The sequence below is a fragment of the Roseinatronobacter sp. NSM genome (assembly GCF_052379845.1).
Classification (GTDB): Bacteria; Pseudomonadota; Alphaproteobacteria; order Rhodobacterales; family Rhodobacteraceae; genus Roseinatronobacter.
The window spans coordinates 35438-61404 of record NZ_JBQTCF010000022.1 but is presented as its reverse complement, the minus strand read 5'-3'; the positions used below and the strand labels follow the sequence as shown (position 1 = coordinate 61404).

The following is a 25967-nucleotide window of genomic DNA, read 5'->3' as shown; positions in this document are numbered from 1 at the left end:
CCTGCTCCGCTGGCAAGCGGTGCTTCAATGCCAACCCTTGCCGATAGCAGGCTGCTGCGTCAATTTCCCCTCACCTCAATCGTTTGGGCTGGATCTGCTGGACCAGTCGCCTTTTGAGCGCAGGTTCAAACCCTCATCATCTTGGGTGCAGGACCTTCGGAACGATCAATTGCAGCGTCGCGCGCCCAGAAGTGTTGGAAAACCGGACCTCACCACCCAATTCTGATGCGCGGGATTGCATATTGCGCATGCCATGGCCGCACCCTTGTTCACGCGCCGGGGCGCTTGGGTTCGAAACAGACAGGCACACCCGATCATCCCCGAAAGGATGGGCCGCGACACGGATAGGACCACCCAGGCCGTGCTTGACGGCATTTGTAAGCGCCTCTTGCAGAATGCGAAGGATCGCCAGTGAATTGCCGGGCTTTATGCCGCGCACTTCAGGCAGATCCACCATTGACCAATCAAGTTTGATGCCCAATCGGCTCATCTGCGGTTCAACCCTTTCGCGCAATCCAGACAGCGCCAGGCGCAGGTCATCATCTTCCAGATCCAATGCGTTAATCACCAGCCGCAAGTCCTCGAGCGCGTGACGCGCCGTGTCCTCGATCTGGCGCGCATCACAAGTGCCGACTTCGCTTTGGGCGATGATCGAAACGAGATGCCCGCTCAGGCCGTCATGCAGATCGCGTATCAGGCGCTGACGCTCATCGGCAAGGGCCGCTTCATGGACCCGGCGCCGCTCGTTGAGGTGCAGCTCATGCAGTTCGCGCCTCTGTTCGGCCAGTTTTTGCACAAGTGTGACATTGGCCTGATCGACCGCGTCAAGACTGTGGGCCAGCCAGCGCAGCAGCAGAAACAGAGCAACTAATAAGCCAAGAACACGCATGTCCTGACTCAAAAACCGCGCGCCGTCGATCCACCCCAATGCGATACCGAAATCATGCAGTCCAAACCAGACGGTGGACAGGTAGAAGCCCGCCATCGCGGCGCGATCCCATTCGCGGTGGTGCCATGCATATCGAAGCAGAAGCACCGCCCCCGCCAGACACAGGCTCACTGCCAGCAGCCCGCTGAACGCAAAGGCCGGAACCGCGGGCAGAAGGTCGATTTGCGCTATCACCACCAACAGCGTTGGCACCAGCATGATTGCCACCTTCAGCGCGCGCGGGCGGGGTGCGTTGATCAGGGCCAGCGCAAGGGCGAAAGAGATGATGCCGAAGCCCGAGAGCGCAAACAGACGCACCTCCAGCACAGCAAACGCCATCAGAAGTTGATCGGACAGGAACGAGGTTCCGGCCAGAAGTGCCATCCATCCAAAGACCGGGTCGTTCCTGCGCCATAGCCACATCATCACGACGCTAATCAGCACTGTGCCATGCAGCACCTGGATCGCCAGATGAAGATCCGACTGCGCCAACCTCCAAATCTGGCGCAGCGGTTCAAACTCCTGCTCTGTCGCTAGATAAAGTTCGGACAGGTAGCCCGGCGCATAGCCAGAAGTCCGTTGCAGCCGCAGCACGATTTCGGACTGCGCGCTTTCGACCGGTGGCAGGCGAAAGGCATAGGTCGCGCCCAGGGCGGCAACGGCCCCGAGTCCCGTATGCCCGGGCAGCAACTCGCGCCCGTCCAAGGTGACAGTCAGATCATGGCGCGCGCCCGGGATCAGCAAAACCGCCCCCTCGCCCGGTATTCGTGGCAGGGTCACGCTGTAGCTGGCCAAGGTCGTGCCCCACTCTCCGGCGTTCTGCCAGCGATGCGGCAGCTCGACTTGCTCAAACGCACCGACATCAAGGCTGACCCGTGCCACGTCCAGCTTCAGGGCGTCCGGCGGAAGCGGCAGGCGTGCAAAAGATACCGCCGAAATCACCACTCCGAAAAGCAGAAAAACAATAAGACCGGGCAGCCATTGGCGCGGTCGCGGACCCGGCGCTGCTGTCTGCGCAAGCACGCCCGGCGGAAGCAGTTCAGCGTCTGAACGGGCGTTAACATGACCGCTCACAGCTGGATCAGTCCCAAACGACTGGCCTCGAACACAGTTTCAGTGCGCGTCGTCGTCTCCAGCTTGCGATAGATGTTGCGGATATGCACCGGCACGGTCTGGCGCGAGATACCCAGCCTTTCGGCGATCTCGGCATTGGTGAAACCCTTTGCGATGCCCCACAGGATATCCATTTCCCGCGCAGTCAACAGACTGCCATCCATCTGTGGGGTGTGCTGTTGTTGGGATGGCCCGCCAAGCTTGCGCATCAATAGCCGGGCGATCCGGGGCGAGATCGGCGAATGCCCGACAAGAAGTTCCCTGATGGCCTCGATCAGGTCAATCGATCCAGCATCCTTGAGCAGGTATCCGGTTGCGCCGGCCTTGACGGCATCCAGCACTGTCAACTCATCGGCCAGAACCGAGATGACCATCGCCTCGGCCTGTGGCTGCAGGCGACGAAGCAGGGCGATAGCGTCTATGCCGGAGCCGTCTGGCAAATTGCAATCAGTGATCAGCAGGTCAAACTGATGCGTGCGGATTACCTGCTCTGTCGCTGCCAGTGTCGCGCAATTCGCCACCAGGGTGCAGCCGTCCCAATCGGACAACAATGATACGAAGCGCCGACGTACCGGGTCGTCATCTTCTGTCACGACGATCCTGACCTGCTGCGCTGCCATTGTTACTTGCTCTTGCTCCATACCTTGGCTTTCCTTGAAGCGGTCTGCACGCCAGATCCTGCCGGCACGCGTCAGACCGCAAAGCCCACCGATACCCGCAGCACGCAGTCCGGATCGCCCTTAAGTCTTTTCACGCCCAAGGCTGCACATTATAGCCCGATATGCGTTGCCGCAAGGATGGCCGAAAGCGGGGTGTCCCCGGCCTCGTTCCGTGCCGCAATCTCGGCCTTGGCCCAGGCATAGCTGGCCAGATAGACTTGGCGATGCTTCGAGAAATCGAACACCCCCGCGCCGGGTGTCCGCGGCGGACAAAGTTCCAGGTCCTCTGTCGCAAGCTCAAGATCCGCCTTCTGATGCACAAGCAGGCTGCGCCACAACACGGCCGTGGCCGAGGGGGCACGAGGCAGCTGTGCCCAAGGGTTCAGCAGACCGGCCAGCAGCCGCCCGCGACCGGGAAGCGCATCGTAGTCGACCGGGAACCGACGCGCCGCAGCGGTGTTGAAATGCACAAGAACATTCGGCCCGTTTTTCAGCCCGCGCATCGCGTCAATCGGGACATTCTGCATGATTCCCCCATCGACCAGCATCATCCCGTCGCTGGTGTAGAACGGGGGCAGCATACCGGGAATGGCACTGGAGGCGCGCACTGCCTTCCACATCACGCCACGGCGGATGATTTCGGGGGACTTGGTCGACAGATTGCTGGCCACGGCAAAAAAAGGACGCCAGCAATCCTCGATCAGTGTATCTTCGCCATATTCGCGTTGCAGGGCGCGGTCGAAATTCTGGTGATCCAGCAAACCGTATTTCGGCACGTTGAAGCGCTTGAAGCTTTTGCCTTGCACGAAAATCCGGTGTGCGCCCAGGTCCAGACGTTCAGCGTCCTCCAGGCGGCAGAACCCGGCCAGCATAGCGGCGCCGACACTGGTGCCGCCAAAAATGTCGAACGTCACATCGGCCTCGGCAAAGGCGCGAAAGACGCCGACATGCGCCGCCCCAAGCGCCCCGCCGCCGCTTGCGACAAAGCCGATGGCGCGATTTGTCAAAAACCTGGAAAGGCTTTGCATGTCGGCTTGATCCTGCAGTGAAACATGGTGGTTCATGAAACAGTCGATCCGCGCCAACCAAGCGGCGGTGCCCGTGGTTGCACACACACGGCGGTCATGAACGCGGACCAGGCGCCGCTGCGCCGCAATGTGCAGGTCGCTCACGCAGCGCTCGACATCGGAGTGCCCGGACAAGGGGGCGGGGCCGCGGGTGACAAGCACAACCTCATCGGCCTGTCGAATGGCCTGCTCGGTCCAAAGGGTCAGATCAGGGTCGGTCAGACAGACCAGCGGCCCGGATGCGTTGGCCTGCCGGTTCAGCGTTTCCGCCACCTGCACCGCGTCAAGGGGCCTGGCGCCGAATTGTCGGCGCAGGTCGGCGGCGTCCAGCACCCGTGCCCCGGCTTGTTCCAGCGACTGGCGCATGGCAGACCAGAATCCGGGCGGCACCGCCTCGCCGGCGGCCTGAACGAAGGTAATGATCCGCCGGTTACCCGCTGCCGGGGTTGCGCGCGCCGGTTTGACGGCATCATGCGCTTCGCGCATGAGCCGCTGAAGCAGCGCCGCAAACGTCTTTGGGCACTCTTCGGCAAGTTGGTCCAGTGCAGAGCGTTCCAGCCGCAGCACGGCGCTGTCGCGCAGGGCTGTGACGGTATGGCGGGCAGGACGACCTGACAGAAAGGCGGTAACACCGATTAGCCCCTCGGCATCAATCATTCGCAAAGCCCCGGACGCGCCGCCGGCCTCGACAAGGACGGAGGCGAACCGCCCATGCAGGATCACGTCCAACCGGTCGGTTGCCTCGCCCGCCCTTGTCAGTGTTTCCCCCCGACTCACCCGATGGCAGGTCATCAGACCAAGTATGCGCAGGCCCTGTTCGGGACTCATTCCCTCGACCAGCCCCGACATCTGAGGCAGGATAGAGTTTGCAATGTTCATGGGGTTTGTCCTGTTCGTTGGCTGGGCGAAAATTGAAATGGGCCGCATTCAGCATCTGGAGTCCCAGTTGCAGCGCACCGGGCGTGGTCATCTTCACAAGTTACGGGGGTTCCACGCCCCGCAGGCCGATGACGTGATGACCGGCGTCGACATGCAGCGTTTCGCCCGTAGTGCCCGATGAAAGTCCGGACAGCAGATATGCGGCCGACTTGCCAATTTCTTCGGGTGTGACGTCGCGGCGCAGCGGTGCCCGGTGCCTCCCGGAGAATGGCAGCGAGTGCCGCGAAGCGATAGTTTTCAACGGCCCAGGACAGATCCGACCTGCGGTGATGGCATTGACCCGAATCCCCTTGGGGCCAAGATCCTCGGCCAGACAGCGGACCGATGCAGCCTGTGCGGCGAGGATCACCTCGAACAAGCCATTGCCCGGGCAGGTCATTCCAATGATTGGTCCATTCAGGCTAAGCAGACTGCCACCGGGCGCCATTACACAGGCCGCGCGCCGGGCAATGGCGACAAAGCCGTGAACGTAACACGCTATTGCGCTCTGAAATACAGCGAGGTCCGTCTTGAAGTATGGATCATCCTTTGGTCGGGTATGTAGGGGCATGGCGCAGTGGACCAGGAAATCGATCTGGCCCCATTCATCGCACAGGCACGACAGTATATCGTCCAGCTTAGGTGCCGGTGTCCGTCTTTCAACAAACACATACGCGGCACCTTGTGAAACCAGCGGGGTCAGAATGCCCTGAAGGGTGCCCGCAGCCTCGCGGTCCACGAAGATTACGCCACGCGCGCCGGACAATAAACCCACATGTGCCCCATCGTTATGGTTCGTCACCTTTGGACACGATGCATCAATGGTGGCGAACACACCGGGCGACAAACAAAGACGGTGCATTTTCACAGTGTAATCCTAGTGGCAGCCTGATTGCCTGATCCTTTTGTAAGTGCCCAAGAGGGCGCTGTTTAGGAATACCCCGTTCGTGGTATTGCCTGTCTGAAAGCATTCCTGGCAGCCCATCTCAGCGCCTGATGAGCGGACCGATCCATGTGCCTGCTTGGTGGGGCGCCACTCATCGGGCCCTCTCATGATGATTTTGCGATGATATCTCTTCGCCTTTTCCCTCTGCGCCACGGCACCAGACGCGGATCGAAAGGCAGCTCTGGACCAGGCTCGTCAACGCCAAGCCCACCAGCGCACCGGGCGTCAAGCAGCCTCGCAACAGGGCAGCCGCGCCATGCAGCGGAAGCGGTCAGTCATTCTTCCCTGTTCGCCCTTTCACCGTCGTGAAACCGTTATCTGCTTTCACAACGTCGCCAGACGCAGTAGGTAGCGCAATGTCCGAAAAACTGGGACCAGTCATGGCGCAAAATGCTACCATTTATAAAGTTGAACTTTCCGTCTCCGACATGGATCGTCACTACTATGAGACGCATAAACTGACCGTTGCCAAACATCCCTCGGAAACAGATGAACGCCTGATGGTGCGCCTTGTTGCTTTTGCGCTGAATGCGCATGAAAACTTGGAAATGACCAAGGGTCTTTCAACAGATGATGAGCCGGACATCTGGCAAAAAAGCCTGAGCGGCGAACTTGATGTGTGGGTGGCTCTGGGCCTTCCGAGCGAGAAGGTGATGCGTCAATCCTGCAGCAAAGCGGTAAAGGTGATTGTCTATCCTTATGGCGGCAGGACGGCCGAGATTTGGTGGGACAAGATCAAGAATACCGCAACCCGTTTTGACAACCTTCAAGTCATCAATTTTTCCGCCAGCGACACTGGCGCGCTCGCTCAGCTGGCAAGCCGGGGGATGAAACTCAATGTCAACATTCAGGACGGCGAAGTGATGGTCAGTGTCGGCGACAGCGTCCTTTACCTTACCCCGTTGAAGTGGAAAACTGCTGCGTAACGCCAGGATCCGGCAACCCAGATCGCAGACCTCACCACGACCAGCCGTTCGGTAGACGAATCCGGCGACGATTACCCTGAATATACATATCGCCATCGACAGCCCGGCCTGGCCCGCTTTTTACCTGCAGGCTCAAACGCCTACTTCGGGCCGCGTGTGGACGACAGGAATGACTTTGCGACCAGCCTATAAGAATGCACTCGCGGCAGCCCGACCAATTCCTTGACTGGTCCCAGGGAAAAGCACAACTTTCGCCGTCGTCATGGTATATTTTCCTGTTCAGGTCGGGCGCATTATCAGTTCCCCCGCGGGAATAGGAAGCTGATCACCTGAAAACACTGTGTGGAATACATCACCGTCAAACATCTCAAACAGCGGCATTGAAGCGGCCTTGCTGGCATGTCTTGTGTCTGACGCCAATGCTTCGGCAATCGCCTCGCGCGACGGGAATTTCAAAGCGATGATCAGTTCAAAATGCACATCTGGCCGGTCACTCTCCACTTCGCGCAGCAGACGCACTTCCTCGACATGAGGAAAGCGTGTCCACAATGCATGCAACTCGTCCCTGATATGGGCATCAAAGGCTTCTTGCTGTCCGGGTTTGACATGACCCTGAAAAAAGGCACAGCGAATATACACGGGCGAGTCCTTCTTGATTGGGTCAACTTCTTGCCAAGCGCTTATCGTCGGAATTTTAGCATTGATAACCTATATGATAACGATATCATATGATCAAGTTCAAGCTTCGGGGGTTTTGTGTTCACACGCAGTGCAATTTTTTGCGGTCGCATACATACAGGCATGGAGGAAGCTTTTTTTGACGCGGTGCGCGCGCGTCTGATACCTGCATGGCAACAAATGCTGCACGCACAAAATGTTCGGGTCTATCGTCCTTGGAGTATTGAAGCGCCCGGCGCAGATGTGTTTCTGGTGCAGGAAATAGACTACCCCACGCGCGAGTCAATTTCGGAAGCACTTGCCTCTGACCGGCGCATCATGGCTATGAAGGCACTTGCGTCAGTGCAGCATATGTATACGGGCAGCCATTATCATATCATTTATGAGCGGCTTTGATCTTGGCATTTGTCCAGGCCTACAGCGTCGATTCTCTGATCAAAAGCTGTGGCAGGATTTCGCGGCGCACTGGAATCAATGCGCCTTGATCCAGAATTTCGCAAAGCAATTCTGCGGCCTGTTGACCAATTTTGCGCGGCGAAGGGTCGATGGTGGTGATTGATGGGACACAAATCGAGCCAAGCTCATAATTGCCGAAACCCGCGATCGAAATCTGTTCAGGCACACGCACGCCACGTCGCTGACATGCGCTGAGTGCGCCGAAAGCGGACAAGTCAGACACGCAAATGACAGCTTCTGTGTCCGGATCGGTGTCAAGCAGGTGACTCATTGCATCCGCCCCTTCCCGCATTGAAATTGGTGGGGGTCCAGCCGCAACAAGTCGGTTTGCATTCAGTCCATGCCGCTGCATCGCCGCAACAAATCCGCGACGCCGGTCAAGCCCGCGCGTATCACGATCCGCATCGCCGCCGATAAACGCTATCCGTGTCAGCCCCTTGGCCACAAAATGATCGACCATGACCTGCACTGCCTGAGCGTTGGAAAACCCGATAACATGGTTAATTGGCGCATCGGGCAGATCCCATGTTTCGATTACCGGAACAAGGGCGTTCTCCAGCATTCGCCGTGTGCGAGGTGTGTGTTTCCCACCAGTGACAACTATTGCTTGTGGCTTGCGGCGCAGCAATTGTTCGATCAAGCGTTCTTCTTCTTGAATGTCGTAATTCGTGTATCCAAGCAGAATTTGCAACCCACGCGCCTTCAGCCCCTCGTTCAAAGCCCCGACCGTATCGGCAAAATTGGCATTGTTGATCGATGGAATGGTGACCGCGACAAAGTCGGTTTTCTGCGATCGCAAGCTTGAGGCAGTACTGTCGAGCAGATAGCCCAATTCCTCGGCCGCAGACAATATGCGTGCGCGTGTCTGATGGTTAACCAGACGGTCCGATTTCAATGCCCGACTGACTGTCATGGGCGACACGCCCGCAAGCCGGGCTACATCGGTCATTGTCGGAGGCTTGCGTGCGGTGTTCATGGCTATGCAATACCCTGAGAGCCGTGCAGAATCCAGTCTGTTGCGCCTGCGCCGGTTTATGACATGTCTGGTAGATATCGCCCCGCACCAGAGAAGTATTCCATCACCGCAGCCTGATCTTCCCCACCCAGTCCCGCAGCTGTCAGCATACGGTGAATTTCAGCACATAGGGCCGTAAGGGGCATGGATGTATTGCCCAGCCTTGCAAGATCCTGCGCACCATTCAGATCCTTGACCATGTTATCAATACGACCGGTGCGCTGGTAATCGCGTGCGACAAAGCGTGGCATATACTCTTGCAATATTGCTGAATCCGCCCGCCCGCCGCGCAACGCGTCTGGGATGCGGGTAGCATCGACGCCTGCGGCCTCGGCCAAGGCTGTCGCTTCGGCCACAGCAATAAAGCCCAGGCCGCACAATACCTGGTTAATCAATTTGGTGGTCTGACCTGTCCCTGCAGGCCCCATATGGGTCTGGTTTGCTGCAATATTAGCAAGCAGGCGTTGCGCCTTGGCGACATCCGCTTCTGCCCCGCCCTGCATCAATGTCAGCGCGCCAGTGGCAACTTTGGGAATGCCACCGGAAAGCGGGCTGTCAACCCATGCAAGACCACGCTGTGCCGCGCGCTCGGCAAGCGCTTTTGTCGCCGTCGGATCTATTGAGGACATATCGATGACAAGTGTGCCCGGACCCGCGCCTTCGGCCACACCGCCCGATCCGAACACTGCTGCCTCTACAATTCCGGGGCTGTTCAAACTCAGGATAACCGCCGCAGCACCCTTTGCGGCTTCGGCCGCACTTTGCGCCGCCACAGCGCCTTTCTGAACCAGTGCATCCAGCTTTTGCGGGTCAAGATCGAACACGGCCAAGGATGTGCCTGTTTCCACCAGACGCGCGCCAATTGCTCCGCCCATCGCGCCTGCCCCGATCAGTGCAAGTTTCTCAGACATCAACCTCTCCTGATTGTGTTGCGGCTACAATGCCGATGTTATACCGCCATCCACATAAAGCGTATGGCCGTTCACGAAGCTTGCCGCATCCGAGGCAAGAAAAATGCATGCGCCCTGCAGTTCCTCAACATTGCCCCAGCGCCCTGCGGGGGTGCGCTTTTCCAGCCAAGCAGAAAACTCCGGGTCTGCAACAAGGGCAGCATTCAAGGGGGTGTCGAAATAACCCGGCGCAATGGCGTTGCAATTCAACCCATGTGGTGCCCAATCGGTCGCCATGCCTTTGGTCAGGTTGGTCACTGCGCCCTTGGTGGCCGTGTAGGGCGCGATTCCGGGGCGGGCCAGCAGGGATTGAACGCTGGCAATGTTGATGATGCGCCCTGCGCCGCGCGCGATCATGTGGCGCGCGACGGCTTGTCCGACATGGAACACACTGGCGATGTTTGTCTGCAACAATTTCTCGAACATTGCGGCGGGGAAGTCCTGCAAGGGCGCGCGATGCTGCATGCCCGCATTATTGACCAGAATGTCGATGGCCCCTTGCTGCGCTTCAAATCCGTCGATGGCCGTGCGCGCGGCGTCGTGATCGGTTACGTCAAAGGCCAGCGTTTGAGCATTGTGCAATTTCGCTGCGGCTGCGGACAACTTGCTTTCATCGCGCCCATTCAGCACAACATTCGCACCGGCCGCCGCCAATCCACTCGCCAAGGCAAAGCCAATGCCTTGAGAGGATCCGGTGATCAGAGCGCGTTTGCCAGTCAGGTTAAAGAGTTCAAGACTCATCTGTTCCTCCGCTGTGTTTCTGCTGGACAAGCCAGTTTCTCCTTGTTTATGTTATCGTTATCATACAAGGTCAACACCAAACTTTCTCAGTGAAATGGATAGTCTCATGACGAAGCCACAAATTCTGCAAATGGGCGCACTTCCCGAATGGGATGAAACACCGTTGAATGACACCTATGAAGTACATCGTTATTTTGACGCCACTGACAAGGCCAGTTTTCTGGCGCAGGTTGGGCCCGGAATACAAGCCATTGCCACCCGAGGAGATCTGGGTGCAAGCGACGATGTAATTGCGGCCTGTCCCGCGCTGAAAGTGATTTCTGTCTACGGTGTAGGCTATGATGCGGTCGATCTGGCGGCCTGTGAGGCGCGCGGTATCGCCGTGACAAACACCCCAGATGTGCTGACCGATGATTGCGCTGATCTTGCCCTTGGGATGTGGCTTGCACTGTCGCGGGGCATTGTCGCAGCGGAAGCGTGGGCGCGGTCGGGCGATTGGGCGCGCAAAGGCGGCTTTCCGTTGCAGCATCGCGCATGCGCCAAGCGCGCGGGTGTCCTTGGGCTGGGGCGCATCGGTATGGCAGTTGCGCAGCGCCTTGAAGGCTTTGGCATGCAGATTTCCTATACCACTCGCACCCCGCGCGCCGAAGCGGGTTCATGGCAGTATATTCCAGATGCAAAACAGCTGGCAGCGCAATCTGACGTTTTGTTTGTAACGCTGGCGGCCACGCCACAGACCCATCATATTGTGGATGCGGATGTGCTGCAGGCGTTGGGGGCAGAGGGGCTGCTGATCAATATCTCGCGCGCACAGAATATAGATGAACGCGCCCTTCTGGATGCGCTTGAACAGGGCCGCTTGCGCGGCGCTGCGCTGGATGTTCTCGAGGGCGAGCCAGCACTCGACCCTCGCTTTACCCGGCTGAGCAACGTGCTGCTGCAGCCCCACCATGCCAGCGGCACGTTCGAGACGCGCCGTGCAATGGGGCAATTGCTGCGCGATAATCTTGCGGCACATTTCGCTGGCCGCCCGCTGCTGACGCAGGTTAACACATGAAAGCGATCGTCATTCATGATGCAAGGGATCTAAGGATAGAAGCCTTTCCCACAGCCCCGCTTGGTAACGGCCAATTGCGCCTGCGACTAGCTTCAGGTGGGGTGTGCGGGTCGGACCTGCATTACTATAACCACGGCGGTTTTGGTGCTGTGCGCCTGCGCGAACCTATGGTGCTTGGGCATGAGGTGTCGGCCTATGTAGCGGAGTTGGGCGCAGGCGTGACAGGATTTTCGGTCGGCCAGCTTGTGTCGGTTTCACCCAGCCGCCCCTGCGGCGCATGCGCCTATTGTTTCGAAGGGCTGCCCAATCAATGCCTGAATATGCAGTTTTATGGCTCTGCCATGCCATTTCCCCATATTCAGGGCGCATTTCGTGAGGAACTGATTGCCGATGCCTCGCAATGTGTCGATGCAACGGGATTGACTGCAGGTGAAGCGGCCATGGCCGAACCCTTGGCCGTGACGCTTCATGCCACGGCGCGCGCAGGCCAGATGATGGGAAAACGCGTGCTGGTCACAGGCTGTGGCCCGATTGGTGTGCTCTCAATCCTATGTGCGCGGCGTTCAGGTGCCGCTGAAATTGTGGCAACGGACCTGTCTGATTTCACCTTGGACTTGGCGCGTGCCTGCGGGGCAGATGTTGCATTGAACATAGCCAATACCCCTGATGCCCTGAACGACTATACGTCTGATAAGGGCTATTTCGATGTGCTTTATGAATGCACGGGGGCGGCGCAAGCTTTGGCTGGCGCGATCCGGGCGCTGCGTCCGCGCGGTGTAATCCTGCAGCTGGGGCTGGGCGGCGATATGAATCTGCCGATGATGGCCATCACCGCTAAGGAACTTGATCTTCGCGGTTCATTCCGATTTCACGCAGAATTTGCAACAGGCGTTGGGTTGATGCAGAAGGGGCTAATTGATGTAAAGCCGCTTATCACGCAGACTGTTCCAATGGCAGATGCGGAAGTCGCGTTCCAACTTGCCTCGGATCGCAGCCAGGCGATGAAGGCACAGATCGTGTTCTCGGAGGGGTGATCCGCGTCATGTCACAAAAGGCAGATTCGTGTATTGGGCCGGATTGGCCGTATGGTCGCGCTAGGTTTTAGAGTGTGTCGCGTTGATCCGCATGCACGCGACACACTATAACCTTATGATGTCGCATGTCTTTTGGCGCAAAACCGGTTCCCAATGTTGCGCGACATACTCTAAGTAGTGGCGCGGGCAGTCAGCGGCACTCCAAATGATGAACAAGCCCGATAACCTTTGAATGGCAGCGCTGCTCTATCTGGAACGGTATTGCCCTCAGGCATATACACGCGGTGCAGTTCACGGTAGACGTCCGGTGATCGGGATTGCCCACACCGGCACCGACCTTGCCGCATATAACAAAATCCACGTCTTTCTGATGGACCGCATCAAGGCCCGAAATCCGCGATGCAGGTGCACGACAGACAGAACTTTTGGTCCATCCGTTTGGGAAATCCGGCCATCAGCCCCAAGCCGCGTTGGACCACAACCTGGCAGATCTGTCGCTGGTTGAAGTCCTGCACGGCTAGACAAACCCTGCCGGGATATTCCGCCCCCCCCCCCCGCGCCGTTCCGCGAGCGGATGACAATGGCTTACGAGGCTGGACGGCGGATCACGATGATAGCGCATGCGCGCCTCAGGCCATCTGATATATAGATCCCGCAATTGATAGGACCAGCATTGCACCGCCCCATCTTCCGGCGATTGCGCGTCATACAGGCGTTGATCTGCATGTAAACAGCCAGCAAAGGCACGGGCTTGATGGGCCGCGATTGTGTCTGGAACATGCCACTGCCTGTAAACGGGTTTGCGACGATCTGCTTGCCCCCCCTGACACAGTGTGACGGGTCAGGGGTGAAAATTCGCAAGGCAGGAAATTTTGCTTGCAGCTATGTTATCGTTATCATATCGTTGTTGTGGCACTGTTGCAATGCAACAGACTTCTGGGGAGGAGAGCAGGAATGTGGCGGTTTATCCGGCTTTTCTGGAAGAGCATTGATGTATTTCTGGCGCTGCTACTGGCCGCGATGATCGCAATGGTTTTCACGAATGTAGTCCTGCGCTATGGATTTTCTTCGGGCATGCGACAATCTGTGGAATTGGCGCGCCTGTTGTTTGTCTGGGTCGTCATGATTGGCGCAGCGGTCACCTTGCGTCGTGGCGAACATCTTGCGCTCAGTGAATTTGCAGAAACATTTGCGCCGCGCGCCATTAAGGTGTTGCGGCGCCTGACATGGCTGGTTGTGCTGGGCGCTGTGGCCATGCTGTTTCAGGGGACATTGAAACAGGTCGGTGCGAACTGGAATAACATCTCGCAACTGACAGGGCTGCCATCGGCACTGTTTTATCTGGCGGGCGCGGTTTCAGCCGTGCTGATGGGCTTTATTGCCGTCATTCGTCTGATTGATCCGATGGGTGTCAGTCGTTTCCTTGATATGGAAGAGGGCGACACATGATCCTTCTTTTGTTCCTTGCGGTGCTGTTTATCGGTATTCTTGCGGGGCTACCTATCGCATTTGCATTGCTGCTGGCCGCCGTCGCGCTGATGGTGCAGATGAATCTTTTCAGCTCGGACATACTCGCGCAGGCACTGATAAACGGCGTCGACAGTTTCCCGCTTCTGGCCATTCCGTTCTTTCTTGTTGCAGGCGAGGTGATGTCACGGGGGGGATTGTCCAATCGTATTGTTCGAATGGCAATGACCCTTGTGGGGCATCGGCGCGGCGGGTTGGGATATGTCGCGATTCTGACGGCGATCTTGTTGGCCGGACTTTCCGGTTCTGCCGTCGCAGACGCTGCCGCACTTGTGTCCATCCTGTATCCGATGATGCGCAATGCGGGCTATCCGGAAGGACGCAGCCTTGGGCTGCTGGCATCTGGCGGGATTATTGCACCGATCATTCCACCATCATTGCCGCTTATTCTTGTTGGGGTGGCGGGCAATATCTCTATCGCAAAACTGTTCATGGCGGGGATATTTCCCGGACTTGTCATGGGCCTGACCCTGATGCTTGTCTGGTCCATTGTCATTCGAGGCGAAGATATTGCGACATTGCCCAAAGCAACCCGGCCGGAGCGCCGCAAGGCCCTTAAGGAAGGGGTCTGGGCACTGATGCTGCCTGTTATTATCATTGGGGGCATTCGCACCGGTGCCTTTACCCCTACAGAAGCGGCAGTGGTTGCTGCTGTCTACGCGATCCTTGTGTCAATGCTTATCTACCGCGAAATGGACTTCCGTCAGTTGTATCTGGCGCTGGTTGTGTCCGCACGCGCGACGGCAATGGTCATGTTTTTGGTCGGTGCGGCTATGGTTGCGGCATGGATGATAACCATAGCCCAACTGCCGCAGCAACTGGCCGTGTTGCTTGGTCCGTTGGTCGAAAGCCCGCGCATGCTGATGCTGACAATCATGATTCTGGTCCTGATGGTCGGCATGGTCATGGATCTTGCACCGACCGTGCTGATCCTGGTGCCACTTCTTATGCCTGTTGTCACGATGGCCGGGATAGACCCTGTTTATTTCGGGCTAATGTTTATTCTGAACTGTTCGATCGGTTTGCTGACCCCGCCTGTGGGCAATGTGCTGAATGTCGTTTGCGGTGTCAGCCGGGTCAAACTCAGCACTGCGATCACAGGCGTTGCGCCATTCATCCTTGCCTATGTGGGGCTAATGGGACTGTTCATCGCCTTTCCAAAAATCATCACGATCCCCGCCAGAATTCTTGGCGGATAACACCTAAGGGAGGAAACGACTATGAACCTTTTGAAATCACTTGGGCTGGCCTCGGCAATGTCCATCGCAGCGTTAACAGCGAATGCACAGACAACGTTGCGCTTCGCTCATCCGGTCGCTGAAGCGGACGTACAGCACACAATGGCACTATTCTTCAAAGAGCAAATCGAAGAGCGTAGCGGTGGCGCGATCAATGTGCAGATCTTTCCGCAAGGCCAATTGGGGAATGACAGTGCCATGATCGATGGCGCGCGCTCTGGCATCATCGATATCGTGCTTGTCGGATTGAATAATTATACGGGTCTTGTGCCGGTTGCCGGGGTATTCGAGCTGCCCTTTATGTTCCCCACACGCGATCTCGCATATCAGGCGCTGGACGGTGAGATCGGTCAGGGCATCGCTGCAAAGTTTTCTTCTTCCGGACTTCATGTTTTGGGCTTTCCGGAGAATGGATATCGCAACATGACAAACAGCCGCGGCCCAATCCGGGTACCGGATGATCTGGCTGGGATCAATATGCGCACCAACAACTCGCGCGCTCTCAATGACATGTTTGCAACCCTTGGCGCAAATCCTATCCAGTTGCCGATCGCAGAACTCTATACAGCATTGGAAACAGGTGTCGTGGATGCGCAGGATCACCCTGTCGGGATCGTTCTGTCGTTCAAGTATGACGAAGTGCAGCAATATCTGACAATGACAAATCACGCTTATTCTGCATTGGGCCTGATGATGAATCAAAACCGCTTCAACGGTCTTGATGAGAGCGAGCAAGTGATCATCAGCGAAGTTGCGGCAGAAGCCGTTGCGATGCAGCGACAACTTGCTGCGGACAATGAAGCAAACATGATTGCCGAATTGGAGAGCCGCGGCATGTCCGTTAACGATGACGTCGATGCAGCAGCCTTTCAGGCCGCGATCACTTCAGTCTGGGATGCGTTCATATCTGAGAATGGAAACGCAGAGGTCGAAGCCATATTGGCGCTGCAACGATAACACAGCCAAGGATTAGCGGGGCAGCTTAGGCTGCCCTTTTCAGAGCATGTCGCGCAAAAGTGGGAACCGGTTTTTCGAAAAAAGACACGCGAAAGCATAAGGTTAGAGTGGGTCGCGTGAATGCGAATAAACGCGACACTCTTTAATATGCGCTTTTCCAACGGTGACCTTGATATGACTGCTAGAATGCTGGGCCACCACACAGATGTGTTGAGACTGACAAAGCTGAGACGAGAACTTCAACAAACCGGGGCAGCACCTCGCCGTTCGGCGCAGAAGACCATTTGGCATCGCTGAATGACCTCGGCTTTGCATATCATTTGGCGAAGCATAGCGCCTGTTCCATGCGCATGATGCGGTCAGGCGGGATTTCCTGATGTTTCCGGTCTGGCGCCTCTTTTGGCCACTTAACCAGAATTACGGCCGGGTTTTCGACCTTCTCATCGTGGATGGTTTCCGCCAACGATTCTAACTGGCAACGGGTGATTTTTTCACGCGGCGTCGAGGCTTGGCTCACAATCTCGACCTCCAGTGACATTGGAACGCGGGCTGCCCGAAGCGACTGCGTAATCGAATGGGCCTGCCGCACGCCCATGTAAATGGCAAGGGATGTGCCGGGCTGAAGCATCTGCGCCCAATCAGGCTCTGGATCACCCGGCTTGCATGCCGCCGTCGCCAACATAAGGCGGTCTGTCATCCCCCGCTCGGTCAGCCCGCGACCAAGGCTGGCGGCAGCACAACTTGCAGCGGTCACGCCCGGTACGATCTGGATCGGAATGTCGGCATCCTGCGCCGCCCTCAGCTCTTCGGTCAGACGGCCAAAAATACCCGGATCACCAGACTTCAGGCGGACCACTTTCTTTCCTTGCCGCGCGGCTGCCACGATCACTGCGTTGATCCGATCTTGCGGCCAGGCGCATGCCCCCACTTCCTTGCCAACGAAGACGCGCTCGGCATCACGACGGGCCAACTCCAAAACACCCGGATCCACAAGGCGATCATAGTAGATCACATCTGCCTCTTGCAGCAGTCGCAATGCGCGAAGGGTCAGCAAATCCGCCGCCCCCGGGCCTGCCCCCACAAGTGCAATGGCACCTTGCACTGCAGGCGTGCAGCCAACGGCAAGCGCATCCTTGACCAAGGTCGCCGCGTCCCGTTCGGCCCCGCGGGCCATGGCTTGGCGCGGCGGGCCATTGAACACCCAGTCCCAGAAGAACCGCCGCGCGCGTTGCGGAATGCGTTGGGCAACTTCGGGCCGCAACCGACCGGCCAGCGCGGCCAGATCGCCCAGCGCCGGTTCCAGAAGCATTTCCATCTTCGACTTGATCTGCCGCGCCAGAACCGGCGCGGTTCCTTCAGTCGAGATCGCCACAACGACGGGGTCGCGGTCCACGATTGAAGGCGTGGTCGCATCGCATAGCGCGGGGCGGTCCACGACATTGACCAGCGCACCCGCTTCCTTGGCCAGCGCATGCGCGGCGTAATCCAGGCCGACACAGCCGGTGGCGACAAAAACCAATGCGGCCTCGCGGAACACGCCAACCGACAAATCGCTTACTTGCGTGGCGCGCCCTTGGGCGACCAGCGCAGAGAGTTCCGCATCCAGTTCAGGCGCAACAAGCACAATCCGGGCTTCGGTTTTCAGAATAAGCCGCGCCTTTTGTGCAGCCTGTTCGCCACCGCCGACGATCACCACATGACGTCCAGCCATTTGCAGGAACATGGGAAAGGTTTTCATGAGATCAGGCTCCTTGCGGTGGCTTGGGGATGGGTGAAGCGTCTGGCCCAAAGATCGTTTGCAAGCGCGTGCGCGGCTTGGGGCGCATGGCCCAGAGCGATCAGTGCGGCGGTGGCCGTGCCTGTGACGATGCTTTCTGCAAATTGATCATGCAGCGTGCCGTCCCACAGCGCGTCCAACGCCCGTGGCGGATAGCTGGCATCGGCAAGTTTGCGCGCCTCTGGCAGCAAGGGCGGCAACAGCGTTTCCAACGGCGCGCCACTCTCTAGCTGGAATAACTGCGCATCCTTACCGGGGTTGCGCTCGAATTCGCCACCACCGCCTTTCAGGATGCACAGGTTCTGTTGCCCAAGGATTTTGCACGCCGCTTGCTGCAAGGGGCGATAGGGCGGATGGAACACGCCTTGCACCGCTGCCGTTGCCTGCGCGGGGTTCAGCACGCGGCAAACTGTGTTTATGCAAGACCGCAGGCCGAAAACCTCGCGCAGGCGCAACAGCTCCAGCGCGCGGGGGGCGAAGCATTCCAGCGGCAGATAGGCTATACCATCGCGGTCCAGCACGCGCGCGGCATGTGCGGCGCTGTCGGCGCGCGCGATCCCGGCATGGGCCAGCATGCTGCGCACATCTGCCCTTTCGGACTGGTGCGAATTCCAGCCATGCAGCAACACCCGCGCGCCGCTTTGGGCCAACAGCCGTGCCGCAAGCAGGAACCACGGCAGGCCGCGTGTGCGCCCGGCGGCATAGCTGGGCCAGTCCAGATCGACCTGCGGCAGCGGCGGCAGGCTGGCCCGAAGGGCCTGTGCAAAGCCGGCAATCTCGGGCGGTGTTTCGCCGCGATAGCGCATCAACATCAACAATGCGCCAATCGCATGGGGGTCCGCCCTGCCCAAAAGGATCAGGCGCATGGCTTCCTCGGCCTCTGCCCCTGTCAGATTGCGCGCGCGCCCCGGCCCGCGCCCCATAGCGTGGATATATGGCGCAAGGGTCATTCTGCTGCCTCCAGCCGTCCGGCCAGAAGGGCGGCCAGTTCAGGCTTGCAAGACCCGCAGGATGTGCCAGCTTGCAGCGCTGCACCGATCTGCTCAACCGTGGTCAGGCGTTGCGCCGCAATCGCGGCCGTGATGGTGTTCAGCCCCACATTCAGGCAAGCGCAAACTGTAGGGCCGGGATCGACCATGCCGCCCCCCGGACGCCCGGCCAGCAATGCAGCGCCGGGCTGGCCCACCTGTGCGGCCAGATGCCCGCGCGCAAGCTGCACAGGATCTGGCGCGATGAACAGCGCCGCCAGCGTGCGCCCGTCTTGCATCAGCGCCAGCCGGTGGGTGCCGCGCACGCGGTCCTCGACGCTCAGGCAAATGGCGTCGGGCAGGTTGAACAACCCGCGGGCATAGCCCTCCCAATTGGCAGGCGGCTCCATACCGGCCAATTCGCTGCGCCAGCCGCCCGCATGGCGCGCGCGCGCCCAATAGGCCGCCTCGGGGGCCTGCGCATCAACAGAAACCGCGAACCCATACCACGCGGGGTTCAACGGCGTGATGGCAACAACGGCGGCTTTGCTTTCGGGCTGGCCGGACACCGGGTCTGTTACGGCCGCGACCAGCGCATCCACGCGGCCCGTCGGTGCCGTGTCGCCGGTCCAGTGCATTGGCGCGAAAACATGACCGCGCTGCACGCGGTCGGTGATCGCCACGCGCAAGATTGCGCGGCCCTGCGGGCTGGTGACGCGGGCCAATGTTGCCGGGCCAAGACCAAGCCCCGCCGCATCATCTGGGTGGATTTCAACGAACGGCTCGGCGATGTGCTGGTTCAAGCGCGGTGCCAATGCCGTGCGGGTCATCGTATGCCAGTGGTCGCGCACGCGCCCCGTATTCAGGCGGAACGGGTAGCGCGGCGCGGCCTGCGCCACGGGCATACGCGGTGTAATAGGCAGCATACGCGCGCGTGCGTCCGGGGTGAAAAACCCACCCTGCGCGAAGAACCGCCCCCCCTTTTGCCGCGCGCTGACGGGCCAGCGGGTCGGGGGCAGCGCATCGTAATCGGCCTTTGCCAGTTCCGAGATGTCGAAATCGCGGCCCAGATCGCCCGCAATGCCAGACAGCGCGGCATATTCCGCGAACACTTCTGCCGCACTGGCCCAATCGAAAGCTGCGCCCCAGCCCATGCGCGCGGCGACATCTGCGATCATGCGCCAATCGTCCCGCGCCTGCCCCGGCGCGGGCAGGAATGAACGCTGGCGGCTGATCATGCGGTCGGAATTGGTAACAGTGCCGGATTTTTCGCCCCATGCGGTCGCGGGCAGGATCACATCGGCCAGTCGTGTGGTGTCAGTGTGGGTCACATCGCTGACCACCACGAAATCACAGCCTTTGATCGCCGCCGCGACCGCATCAGCATCAGGCATCGACACGGCCGGGTTGGTGTGGATGATCCACAATGCCTTGATCTGGCCTTGGGCCACCGCGCGGAACATCTCAACCGCTTTCAGGCCCGGTTGCTCCGGCATGGCCGGGCTGGCCCAGAACCCCTGAACCGCCGCGCGGTGAGCGGGGCTTTCAATATCCAGATGACAGGCCAGCATATTGGCCAAGCCCCCCACCTCGCGCCCGCCCATCGCGTTGGGCTGACCGGTCACGCTAAATGGTCCCGTTCCGGGACGTCCAATGCGGCCTGTCGCCAAATGACAATTCAGGATCGCATTGACCTTGTCTGTCCCACTGGAGGATTGGTTGATCCCTTGGGAATAGACCGTCACCACCCGCTCGGTCGTGGTGAACCAAGTCAGGAATTGCGCGATATCTTGGTCTGCAAGCCCGGTCAGGGCGGGATCGCTTGCACGCGCGGCTGCAAGCGCATCCTCGAACCCGCTGACATGGCGCGCCACATACTCGGTGTCGACTGCCCCGCGATCCGCCAAGGCCACCAGCAGCGCGTTGAAGAGCGCCGCATCAGAGCCGGGGGCCAGCGCCAGATGCAGGTCCGCGATATCGCAGGTTGCCGTGCGGCGCGGGTCCACCACAACAACTTTGGTGCCACGCGCCTTCTTTGCCGCAACCAGCCGCTGATACAGCACCGGATGGCACCATGCGAGGTTACTGCCCACCAGCACCACCAGATCGGCTTGATCCAGATCGTCATACGTCCCCGGCACAGTATCGGCCCCGAACGCGCGTTTATGACCCGCGACCGAGGACGCCATGCACAACCGCGAGTTGGTGTCCACATTCGCGGTGCCGAAATAGCCTTTTATCAGCTTGTTGGCGGCGTAATAATCCTCGGTCAGCATCTGGCCCGAGAGGTAAAAAGCCACCGAATCCGGGCCGTGGTCGCGGATCGCTGATTGAAAGCGCTGGGCCACCAGATCAAGCGCCGCGTCCCATGTCGCGGGCTTGCCATCCACAACGGGTGACAGGATGCGCCCGTCCAGCCCCAGCGTTTCGCCCAGCGCCGTGCCCTTGGAACACAGCCGTCCGTAATTCGCCGGATGGTCGGGGTCGCCTTTGACTGTTGCGCCCCCCTGCCCGTCCGGGGCCATCAGCACCCCGCAGCCCACGCCGCAATATGGGCAGGTGGTGCGCACAGTGCTCATGCTGCTGCCCCCCGGATCAGGCGCTTGGCATCCAGCAGAATGCGCCCGCCCTCGACCCGCGCGGGGTAAGTGGCCACGGCCCCGTCATCCGCGCCCTGTGCAATGCCGCTTTCCAGCGAAAACACCCAGTTATGCAGCGGACAAGTCACCGCATGGCCATGCACGATCCCTTCGGACAGCGGCCCGCCCTTGTGCGGGCAACGGTCATCAATAGCGAAGACCTGATCATCGCCGGTGCGAAACACGGCAACACACCCATGCATTGTTTTGACCAGTCGTGCCCCGCGCTGGGGGATGTCGTTCAATGCGCCGATATCCAGCCAGCTCATTGCGCCGCCTCCTGTGTCAGATCGGCAAGCGGGGCAAAATCCGCCTGTGCCTGTGGGGTTGCGCGGTCCGCCCATGGGTCACGTTGGTAGATGGATTGCGACAGATCGAAGCGCGCAATCAGCGCGGCGCGGTTGGCCGTATCCTCGACCACCTGCGCCTGCACCCATTCCAGCCCCACCTTGGCCAGCCATTTATAGGGCCGGTCCAGATATTTGGCGTGTTCGCGGTAAAGCTGGATGAAGGCAACGGTCAGATCGATAGCCTCTTGCTCACTTGTAACTTTGGCCAGACGCTCGACCTCTTTCAGGTCCATACCAGCCGCGCCACCAACACCGATTTCATACCCGCTCTCGACGGAAATGATGCCCACATCCTTGCAGGTCGCCTCGGCGCAATTGCGCGGGCAGCCTGAAACCGCCAGCTTCACCTTATGCGGGGTCCATGACCCCCAAAGTCGCTGTTCCAGCTTGATCCCAAGCCCCGTGCTGTCTTGTGTGCCGAAACGGCAGAAATCCGTGCCCACGCAGGTTTTGACCGTGCGCAGCCCTTTGGAATAGGCGTGGCCACTGACCAGCCCCGCCTCGTTCAGATCAGCCCAGATATGCGGCAGGTCTTCCTTGCGCACGCCCAGCAGGTCAATGCGCTGCCCGCCCGTGACCTTCACCGCCGGAATAGCGTATTTATCCGCCGCATCCGCAATCGCGCGCAATTCGCGCGGGTTGGTCATGCCGCCCCACATGCGCGGGACGACCGAATAGGTGCCGTCCTTCTGGATATTGGCGTGGTTGCGTTCATTGACGAAACGGCTTTGCGCGTCATCGGTGTAATCTTCGGGCCAATCGGCCAGCAGGTAGAAATTCAGCGCTGGGCGGCAGACATGGCACCCGCAGGATGTTTTCCAGCCCAGTTCCTGCATGACAGCCGGCATGGATTTCAGCGCGCGCGCCTTGATCAGGCGGCGCACATCCTCATGTGTCAGATCGGTGCAACCGCATATGGGCTGGGCAGCAGGCATCTGGAATGCGTCGCCCAGGGTGCTGGCCAGAACCTGTTCCACCAGCCCCGAGCAGGTGCCACAAGACGCGCTGGCCTTGGTGTGTGCTTTGATATCGGCAAGGGTCGTCGCGCCCCCTTCGATCGCCGAAACGATGGTGCCCTTGCAAATGCCGTTGCAGCCGCAAATCTCCGCCTCAGGCGGCAATGCTGCAACGGCTGCCAAAGGGTCCGCGCCGGTCCCCCCCTGATAGGCAGGCCCGAAAATCAGGGTGTCGCGCATGTCCGAAATATCGGTGCCGTCCTTGATAAGCCCGAAGAACCACGACCCGTCTGCGGTATCGCCATACATGACCGCACCCATCAGGCAGTCATCCTCGATCACCAGCCGCTTGTAGACACCGCGCGCCGGGTCACGATAGACAACATCCTCGCGCCCTGCCCCATCCGCAAAATCGCCTGCGCTGAACAGATCAACACCCGTGACTTTCAGCTTGGTCGCTGTCTGAACAGGGGCAAAGGCCGCGTCCTGCCCCAAAAGCGTGGCCGCAACCACGCGTGCCTGATCATAAAGCGGGGCGACAAGGCCGAAAAGCTGGCCGTCATGTTCCACGCATTCGCCAACTGCCAGAATGTCAGGGTCCGATGTCACCATCTGGTCGGTCACGGTTATCCCGCGCGCCACGTCAAGGGCTGCATCCGTGGCCAGGCGGGTTTCGGGGCGAATGCCCACCGCCATGCACACCATATCCGCAGGATAGACAGTTCCATCTTCCAGCAGCACAGCTTCAACATGGTCCTTGCCCAGAATGGCCTTGGTGGCCCCTTTGCAATGCACGGCAATTCCGCGCGCCTCCAGATCCTTTTGCAGCAGATAGCCTGCGGCGGGGTCAAGCTGGCGTTCCATCAGGTGGCCCATCAGGTGAATGACCGTCACCTCCATGCCGCGCGCCTTCAGCCCTGCGGCCGCTTCCAGCCCTAACAGACCGCCGCCGATGACCACAGCCCTGCCCCCGGCTTTATCTGCGGCGGCCATCATCGCGTTGGTATCATCAATGTCGCGGTAGGTTACAACACCGGCCAAATCCTTGCCCGCAACCGGAAGGATAAAGGGCGCAGAACCCGTGGCAATCAGCAGCCTGTCATAGGGCGCGCCGCCTGCGTTGGAATAGACGATCTTGCGCGCGCGGTCGATCTTGACCACAGCCTCCCCAAAACGGCAGGTGATATTGTGGCGCGCGTAGAAGCCATCGTCGTGGGTGACGATGTCTGCATAGGTCTTTTCGCCTGACAGCACCGGCGAGAGCAGGATGCGGTTATAGTTTCCGCGCGGTTCGGCATTGAACACGGTAATGTCCCAGCCGTCGGGATCGGCGGCCAGCAGGTGATCCAGCACCCGCCCCGAGGCCATGCCCGCGCCGATGATGACGAGTTTGCGTTTCATCACGCGGCCTCCTTCTTCTTGTGGGCGCCGTGTTCGTAATCCTCCAGGAATTGCAGAACCTCGGCGCGGTAATTGTAGTAATCTGGGTGTTCCAGCAGCGCCTTGCGGGTGCGCGGGCGGGGCAGGTTCACATCTACAATCTTGCCGATGCGGGCGCGCGGGCCGTTGGTCATCATCACCACGCGGTCGGCCAGAAGAATGGCTTCATCCACGTCATGGGTCACGCAAATCGCAGTCACTTTGGTGCGTGACCACACTTCCATCAGCACTTCCTGCAATTCCCAGCGCGTCAGGCTGTCCAGCATGCCGAAGGGTTCATCCAGCAACAACAGTTTGGGCGACAATGCGAAGGCGCGGGCAATGCCCACGCGCTGCTTCATGCCGTTCGACATCTCGGATGCCTGACGGTCCATGCTGTCGCCCAAGCCAACACGTTCCAGATAGTATTCGACAACATCCTGCCGCTCGGCGCGCGACGCGCGCGGATAGACGCGGTCCACGCCCATGGCCACGTTTTCCTTGGCTGTCAGCCACGGAAACAGGCTGGGCGCCTGAAACACCACCGCGCGTTCAGGGTCCGCGCCGCGCACTTCCAGACCGTCCAGCTTGATTGCACCGCCCGAAATCTCGTTCAAGCCGGCCGCCATGGTCAGCACGGTAGATTTGCCGCAGCCCGAATGCCCGATCAGGCTGATGAATTCGCCCTTCTTCATTTTCAGATCGAACCGGTCGACCACGGTCAGCGGTCCTTCCGGCGTGGGATACACCTTGGACAGTTGCGAGAATTCCAGATACTTGTCGGCCAGCGGGCTTTTCGCGGCCTCTGCATAGGCTTTGGGGGCACCGTGAATGGGCGTGACCTGTGGCAGCACGCGCGTTTCTGCCACCTTGGCGGCAATGCCCACATCCATCAGGTATTTGGTGATATCAGCGCGCAGTTTCTTGAAACAGGGGTCATTGTTCATAGCGGTGCGCACGCGCGGGCGCGGGATGGAAACCGTAAACGCCGCACCCAGCGTGCCGTCCGGGTTCAGCGGAATGATCCGGTCCGCCAGCAAAAGCGCTTCATCCACGTCATTGGTAATCAGCACCACGGTTTTCTGATCGGCCTGCCAGATTTCTGTGATCTCATCTTGCAGGTTGGCGCGGGTCAGCGCGTCCAGCGCGGAAAGTGGCTCATCGAGCAGCAGCACTTCGGGGTTCATGGCCAAGGCGCGGGCCACTGACACGCGCTGGCGCATTCCGCCCGACAATTCCGCCGGACGGCGGCCCTTGGCGTGGCTAAGGCCCACCATCGCGATGAACTTGTCCACCATGGCGGCGCGTTCAGCCCGGCTGGCGGATTTGTGCACGGCATCCACCGCCAGCGCGACATTGCCCGCAACAGTCAGCCACGGCATAAGCGAATAGGACTGAAACACCAGCCCCCGCTCTGGCCCCGGCCCGGTGATGGGCTTGCCCTTGAACAGCACCTGCCCGCTATCGGGTTGCGCGAGTCCCGCGATCTGGTTGATCAGCGTGGTCTTGCCGGTGCCGGAAAAACCGAGGATCGCCAGGAACTCGCCTTCTTCCACCGAGAGCGTGATATTTTTCAAAACCTCCTCACGGTCCAACCCAGTGCCGAAACCCTTGCAAACGTTTTTGAATTCCAGAATTGTCATGGTGC

Annotated in this window: 21 protein-coding genes; 7 read left to right on the top strand and 14 right to left on the bottom strand. The window is 59.4% G+C overall.

The features are described from left to right. Window positions 1-136: 136 nt before the first annotated feature. The 4 genes from ACTZWY_RS12890 to ACTZWY_RS12875 form a co-directional block, all read right to left on the bottom strand. Entirely contained in the window at window positions 137-2002 is a 1866-nt protein-coding gene (locus tag ACTZWY_RS12890; RefSeq protein ID WP_444791121.1) for an ATP-binding protein, read from the bottom strand. Continuing rightward, window positions 1999-2682, bottom strand: a complete 684-nt coding sequence (locus ACTZWY_RS12885; protein WP_444791120.1) for a response regulator — start codon at window positions 2680-2682, stop codon at window positions 1999-2001. Before ACTZWY_RS12885 ends, ACTZWY_RS12890 begins: the two co-directional genes overlap by 4 nt. A 128-nt stretch (window positions 2683-2810) precedes the next feature. After that, window positions 2811-4646, bottom strand: coding sequence for a patatin-like phospholipase family protein (locus ACTZWY_RS12880; protein ID WP_444791119.1), 1836 nt, complete (start codon window positions 4644-4646; stop codon window positions 2811-2813). Between the two features lie 100 nt (window positions 4647-4746). Further along, entirely contained in the window at window positions 4747-5460 is a 714-nt protein-coding gene (locus tag ACTZWY_RS12875) for an SDR family oxidoreductase (protein WP_444791118.1), read from the bottom strand. 551 nt (window positions 5461-6011) lie between these two features. Between ACTZWY_RS12875 and ACTZWY_RS12870 the strand changes: the two genes are divergently transcribed. Next, window positions 6012-6557, top strand: a complete 546-nt coding sequence (locus tag ACTZWY_RS12870; protein WP_444791134.1) for a YaeQ family protein — start codon at window positions 6012-6014, stop codon at window positions 6555-6557. 279 nt (window positions 6558-6836) lie between these two features. Here the strand turns inward: ACTZWY_RS12870 and ACTZWY_RS12865 are convergent, their stop codons facing one another. Beyond that, window positions 6837-7196, bottom strand: a complete 360-nt coding sequence (locus ACTZWY_RS12865; protein WP_444791117.1) for a hypothetical protein — start codon at window positions 7194-7196, stop codon at window positions 6837-6839. 219 nt (window positions 7197-7415) lie between these two features. Here ACTZWY_RS12865 and ACTZWY_RS12860 point away from each other — a divergent pair, with 219 nt between their 5' ends. Then, a complete protein-coding gene (locus ACTZWY_RS12860) occupies window positions 7416-7631 on the top strand; it encodes a hypothetical protein (RefSeq protein ID WP_444791116.1) in 216 nt (71 codons plus the stop codon). A gap of 19 nt (window positions 7632-7650) precedes the next feature. On the opposite strand, the gene ACTZWY_RS12855 is transcribed toward ACTZWY_RS12860, so the two are convergent. The 3 genes from ACTZWY_RS12855 to ACTZWY_RS12845 all read right to left on the bottom strand — a co-directional run bounded on the left by ACTZWY_RS12855 (window position 7651) and on the right by ACTZWY_RS12845 (window position 10397). Further along, window positions 7651-8640 carry a LacI family DNA-binding transcriptional regulator gene (locus ACTZWY_RS12855; protein ID WP_444791133.1) on the bottom strand — a complete coding sequence of 330 codons (990 nt, stop codon included), beginning with the start codon at window positions 8638-8640 and terminating at the stop codon, window positions 7651-7653. Window positions 8641-8723: 83 nt separating this feature from the next. Further along, window positions 8724-9617, bottom strand: a complete 894-nt coding sequence (locus tag ACTZWY_RS12850; RefSeq protein ID WP_444791115.1) for an NAD(P)-dependent oxidoreductase — start codon at window positions 9615-9617, stop codon at window positions 8724-8726. A gap of 24 nt (window positions 9618-9641) precedes the next feature. Then, on the bottom strand, window positions 9642-10397 hold the full coding sequence (locus ACTZWY_RS12845; RefSeq protein ID WP_444791114.1) for an SDR family oxidoreductase: 756 nt from the start codon (window positions 10395-10397) through the stop codon (window positions 9642-9644). Window positions 10398-10503: 106 nt separating this feature from the next. Between ACTZWY_RS12845 and ACTZWY_RS12840 the strand changes: the two genes are divergently transcribed. From ACTZWY_RS12840 to ACTZWY_RS12820, 5 genes are all read left to right on the top strand, one after another. Then, on the top strand, window positions 10504-11454 hold the full coding sequence (locus ACTZWY_RS12840) for a 2-hydroxyacid dehydrogenase (RefSeq protein ID WP_444791113.1): 951 nt from the start codon (window positions 10504-10506) through the stop codon (window positions 11452-11454). Further along, window positions 11451-12488, top strand: coding sequence for an L-idonate 5-dehydrogenase (locus tag ACTZWY_RS12835; protein ID WP_444791112.1), 1038 nt, complete (start codon window positions 11451-11453; stop codon window positions 12486-12488). Before ACTZWY_RS12840 ends, ACTZWY_RS12835 begins: the two co-directional genes overlap by 4 nt. 954 nt (window positions 12489-13442) lie before the next feature. Beyond that, entirely contained in the window at window positions 13443-13937 is a 495-nt protein-coding gene (locus tag ACTZWY_RS12830; RefSeq protein WP_444791111.1) for a TRAP transporter small permease, read from the top strand. Further along, on the top strand, window positions 13934-15214 hold the full coding sequence (locus ACTZWY_RS12825) for a TRAP transporter large permease subunit (RefSeq protein ID WP_444791110.1): 1281 nt from the start codon (window positions 13934-13936) through the stop codon (window positions 15212-15214). Before ACTZWY_RS12830 ends, ACTZWY_RS12825 begins: the two co-directional genes overlap by 4 nt. Before the next feature lie 21 nt (window positions 15215-15235). Next, window positions 15236-16210 (top strand): DctP family TRAP transporter solute-binding subunit, encoded by a 975-nt coding sequence (locus ACTZWY_RS12820; protein ID WP_444791109.1) that lies wholly within the window; start codon window positions 15236-15238, stop codon window positions 16208-16210. Window positions 16211-16526: 316 nt separating this feature from the next. Here ACTZWY_RS12820 and cysG read toward each other — a convergent pair whose 3' ends face one another. Genes cysG through ACTZWY_RS12790 form a run of 6 tightly spaced genes read right to left on the bottom strand, consistent with a single transcriptional unit; the run spans window position 16527 to window position 25962 of the window. Further along, on the bottom strand, window positions 16527-17948 hold the full coding sequence (gene cysG, locus ACTZWY_RS12815) for a siroheme synthase CysG (RefSeq protein ID WP_444791108.1): 1422 nt from the start codon (window positions 17946-17948) through the stop codon (window positions 16527-16529). After that, complete coding sequence (locus tag ACTZWY_RS12810) at window positions 17945-18937, bottom strand: glycosyl transferase family protein (RefSeq protein ID WP_444791107.1); 993 nt, start codon at window positions 18935-18937, stop codon at window positions 17945-17947. The genes cysG and ACTZWY_RS12810 overlap by 4 nt, the downstream gene beginning before the upstream one ends. Then, window positions 18934-21534: a molybdopterin-dependent oxidoreductase gene (locus ACTZWY_RS12805; protein WP_444791106.1), complete on the bottom strand. Its 2601-nt coding sequence runs from the start codon at window positions 21532-21534 to the stop codon at window positions 18934-18936. The genes ACTZWY_RS12810 and ACTZWY_RS12805 overlap by 4 nt, the downstream gene beginning before the upstream one ends. Then, on the bottom strand, window positions 21531-21863 hold the full coding sequence (nirD, locus tag ACTZWY_RS12800) for a nitrite reductase small subunit NirD (protein WP_444791105.1): 333 nt from the start codon (window positions 21861-21863) through the stop codon (window positions 21531-21533). The genes ACTZWY_RS12805 and nirD overlap by 4 nt, the downstream gene beginning before the upstream one ends. Then, window positions 21860-24301 carry a nitrite reductase large subunit NirB gene (gene nirB, locus ACTZWY_RS12795; RefSeq protein ID WP_444791104.1) on the bottom strand — a complete coding sequence of 814 codons (2442 nt, stop codon included), beginning with the start codon at window positions 24299-24301 and terminating at the stop codon, window positions 21860-21862. Before nirB ends, nirD begins: the two co-directional genes overlap by 4 nt. Continuing rightward, window positions 24301-25962, bottom strand: coding sequence for an ABC transporter ATP-binding protein (locus tag ACTZWY_RS12790; RefSeq protein WP_444791103.1), 1662 nt, complete (start codon window positions 25960-25962; stop codon window positions 24301-24303). The genes nirB and ACTZWY_RS12790 overlap by 1 nt, the downstream gene beginning before the upstream one ends. Window positions 25963-25967 lie beyond the last annotated feature (5 nt).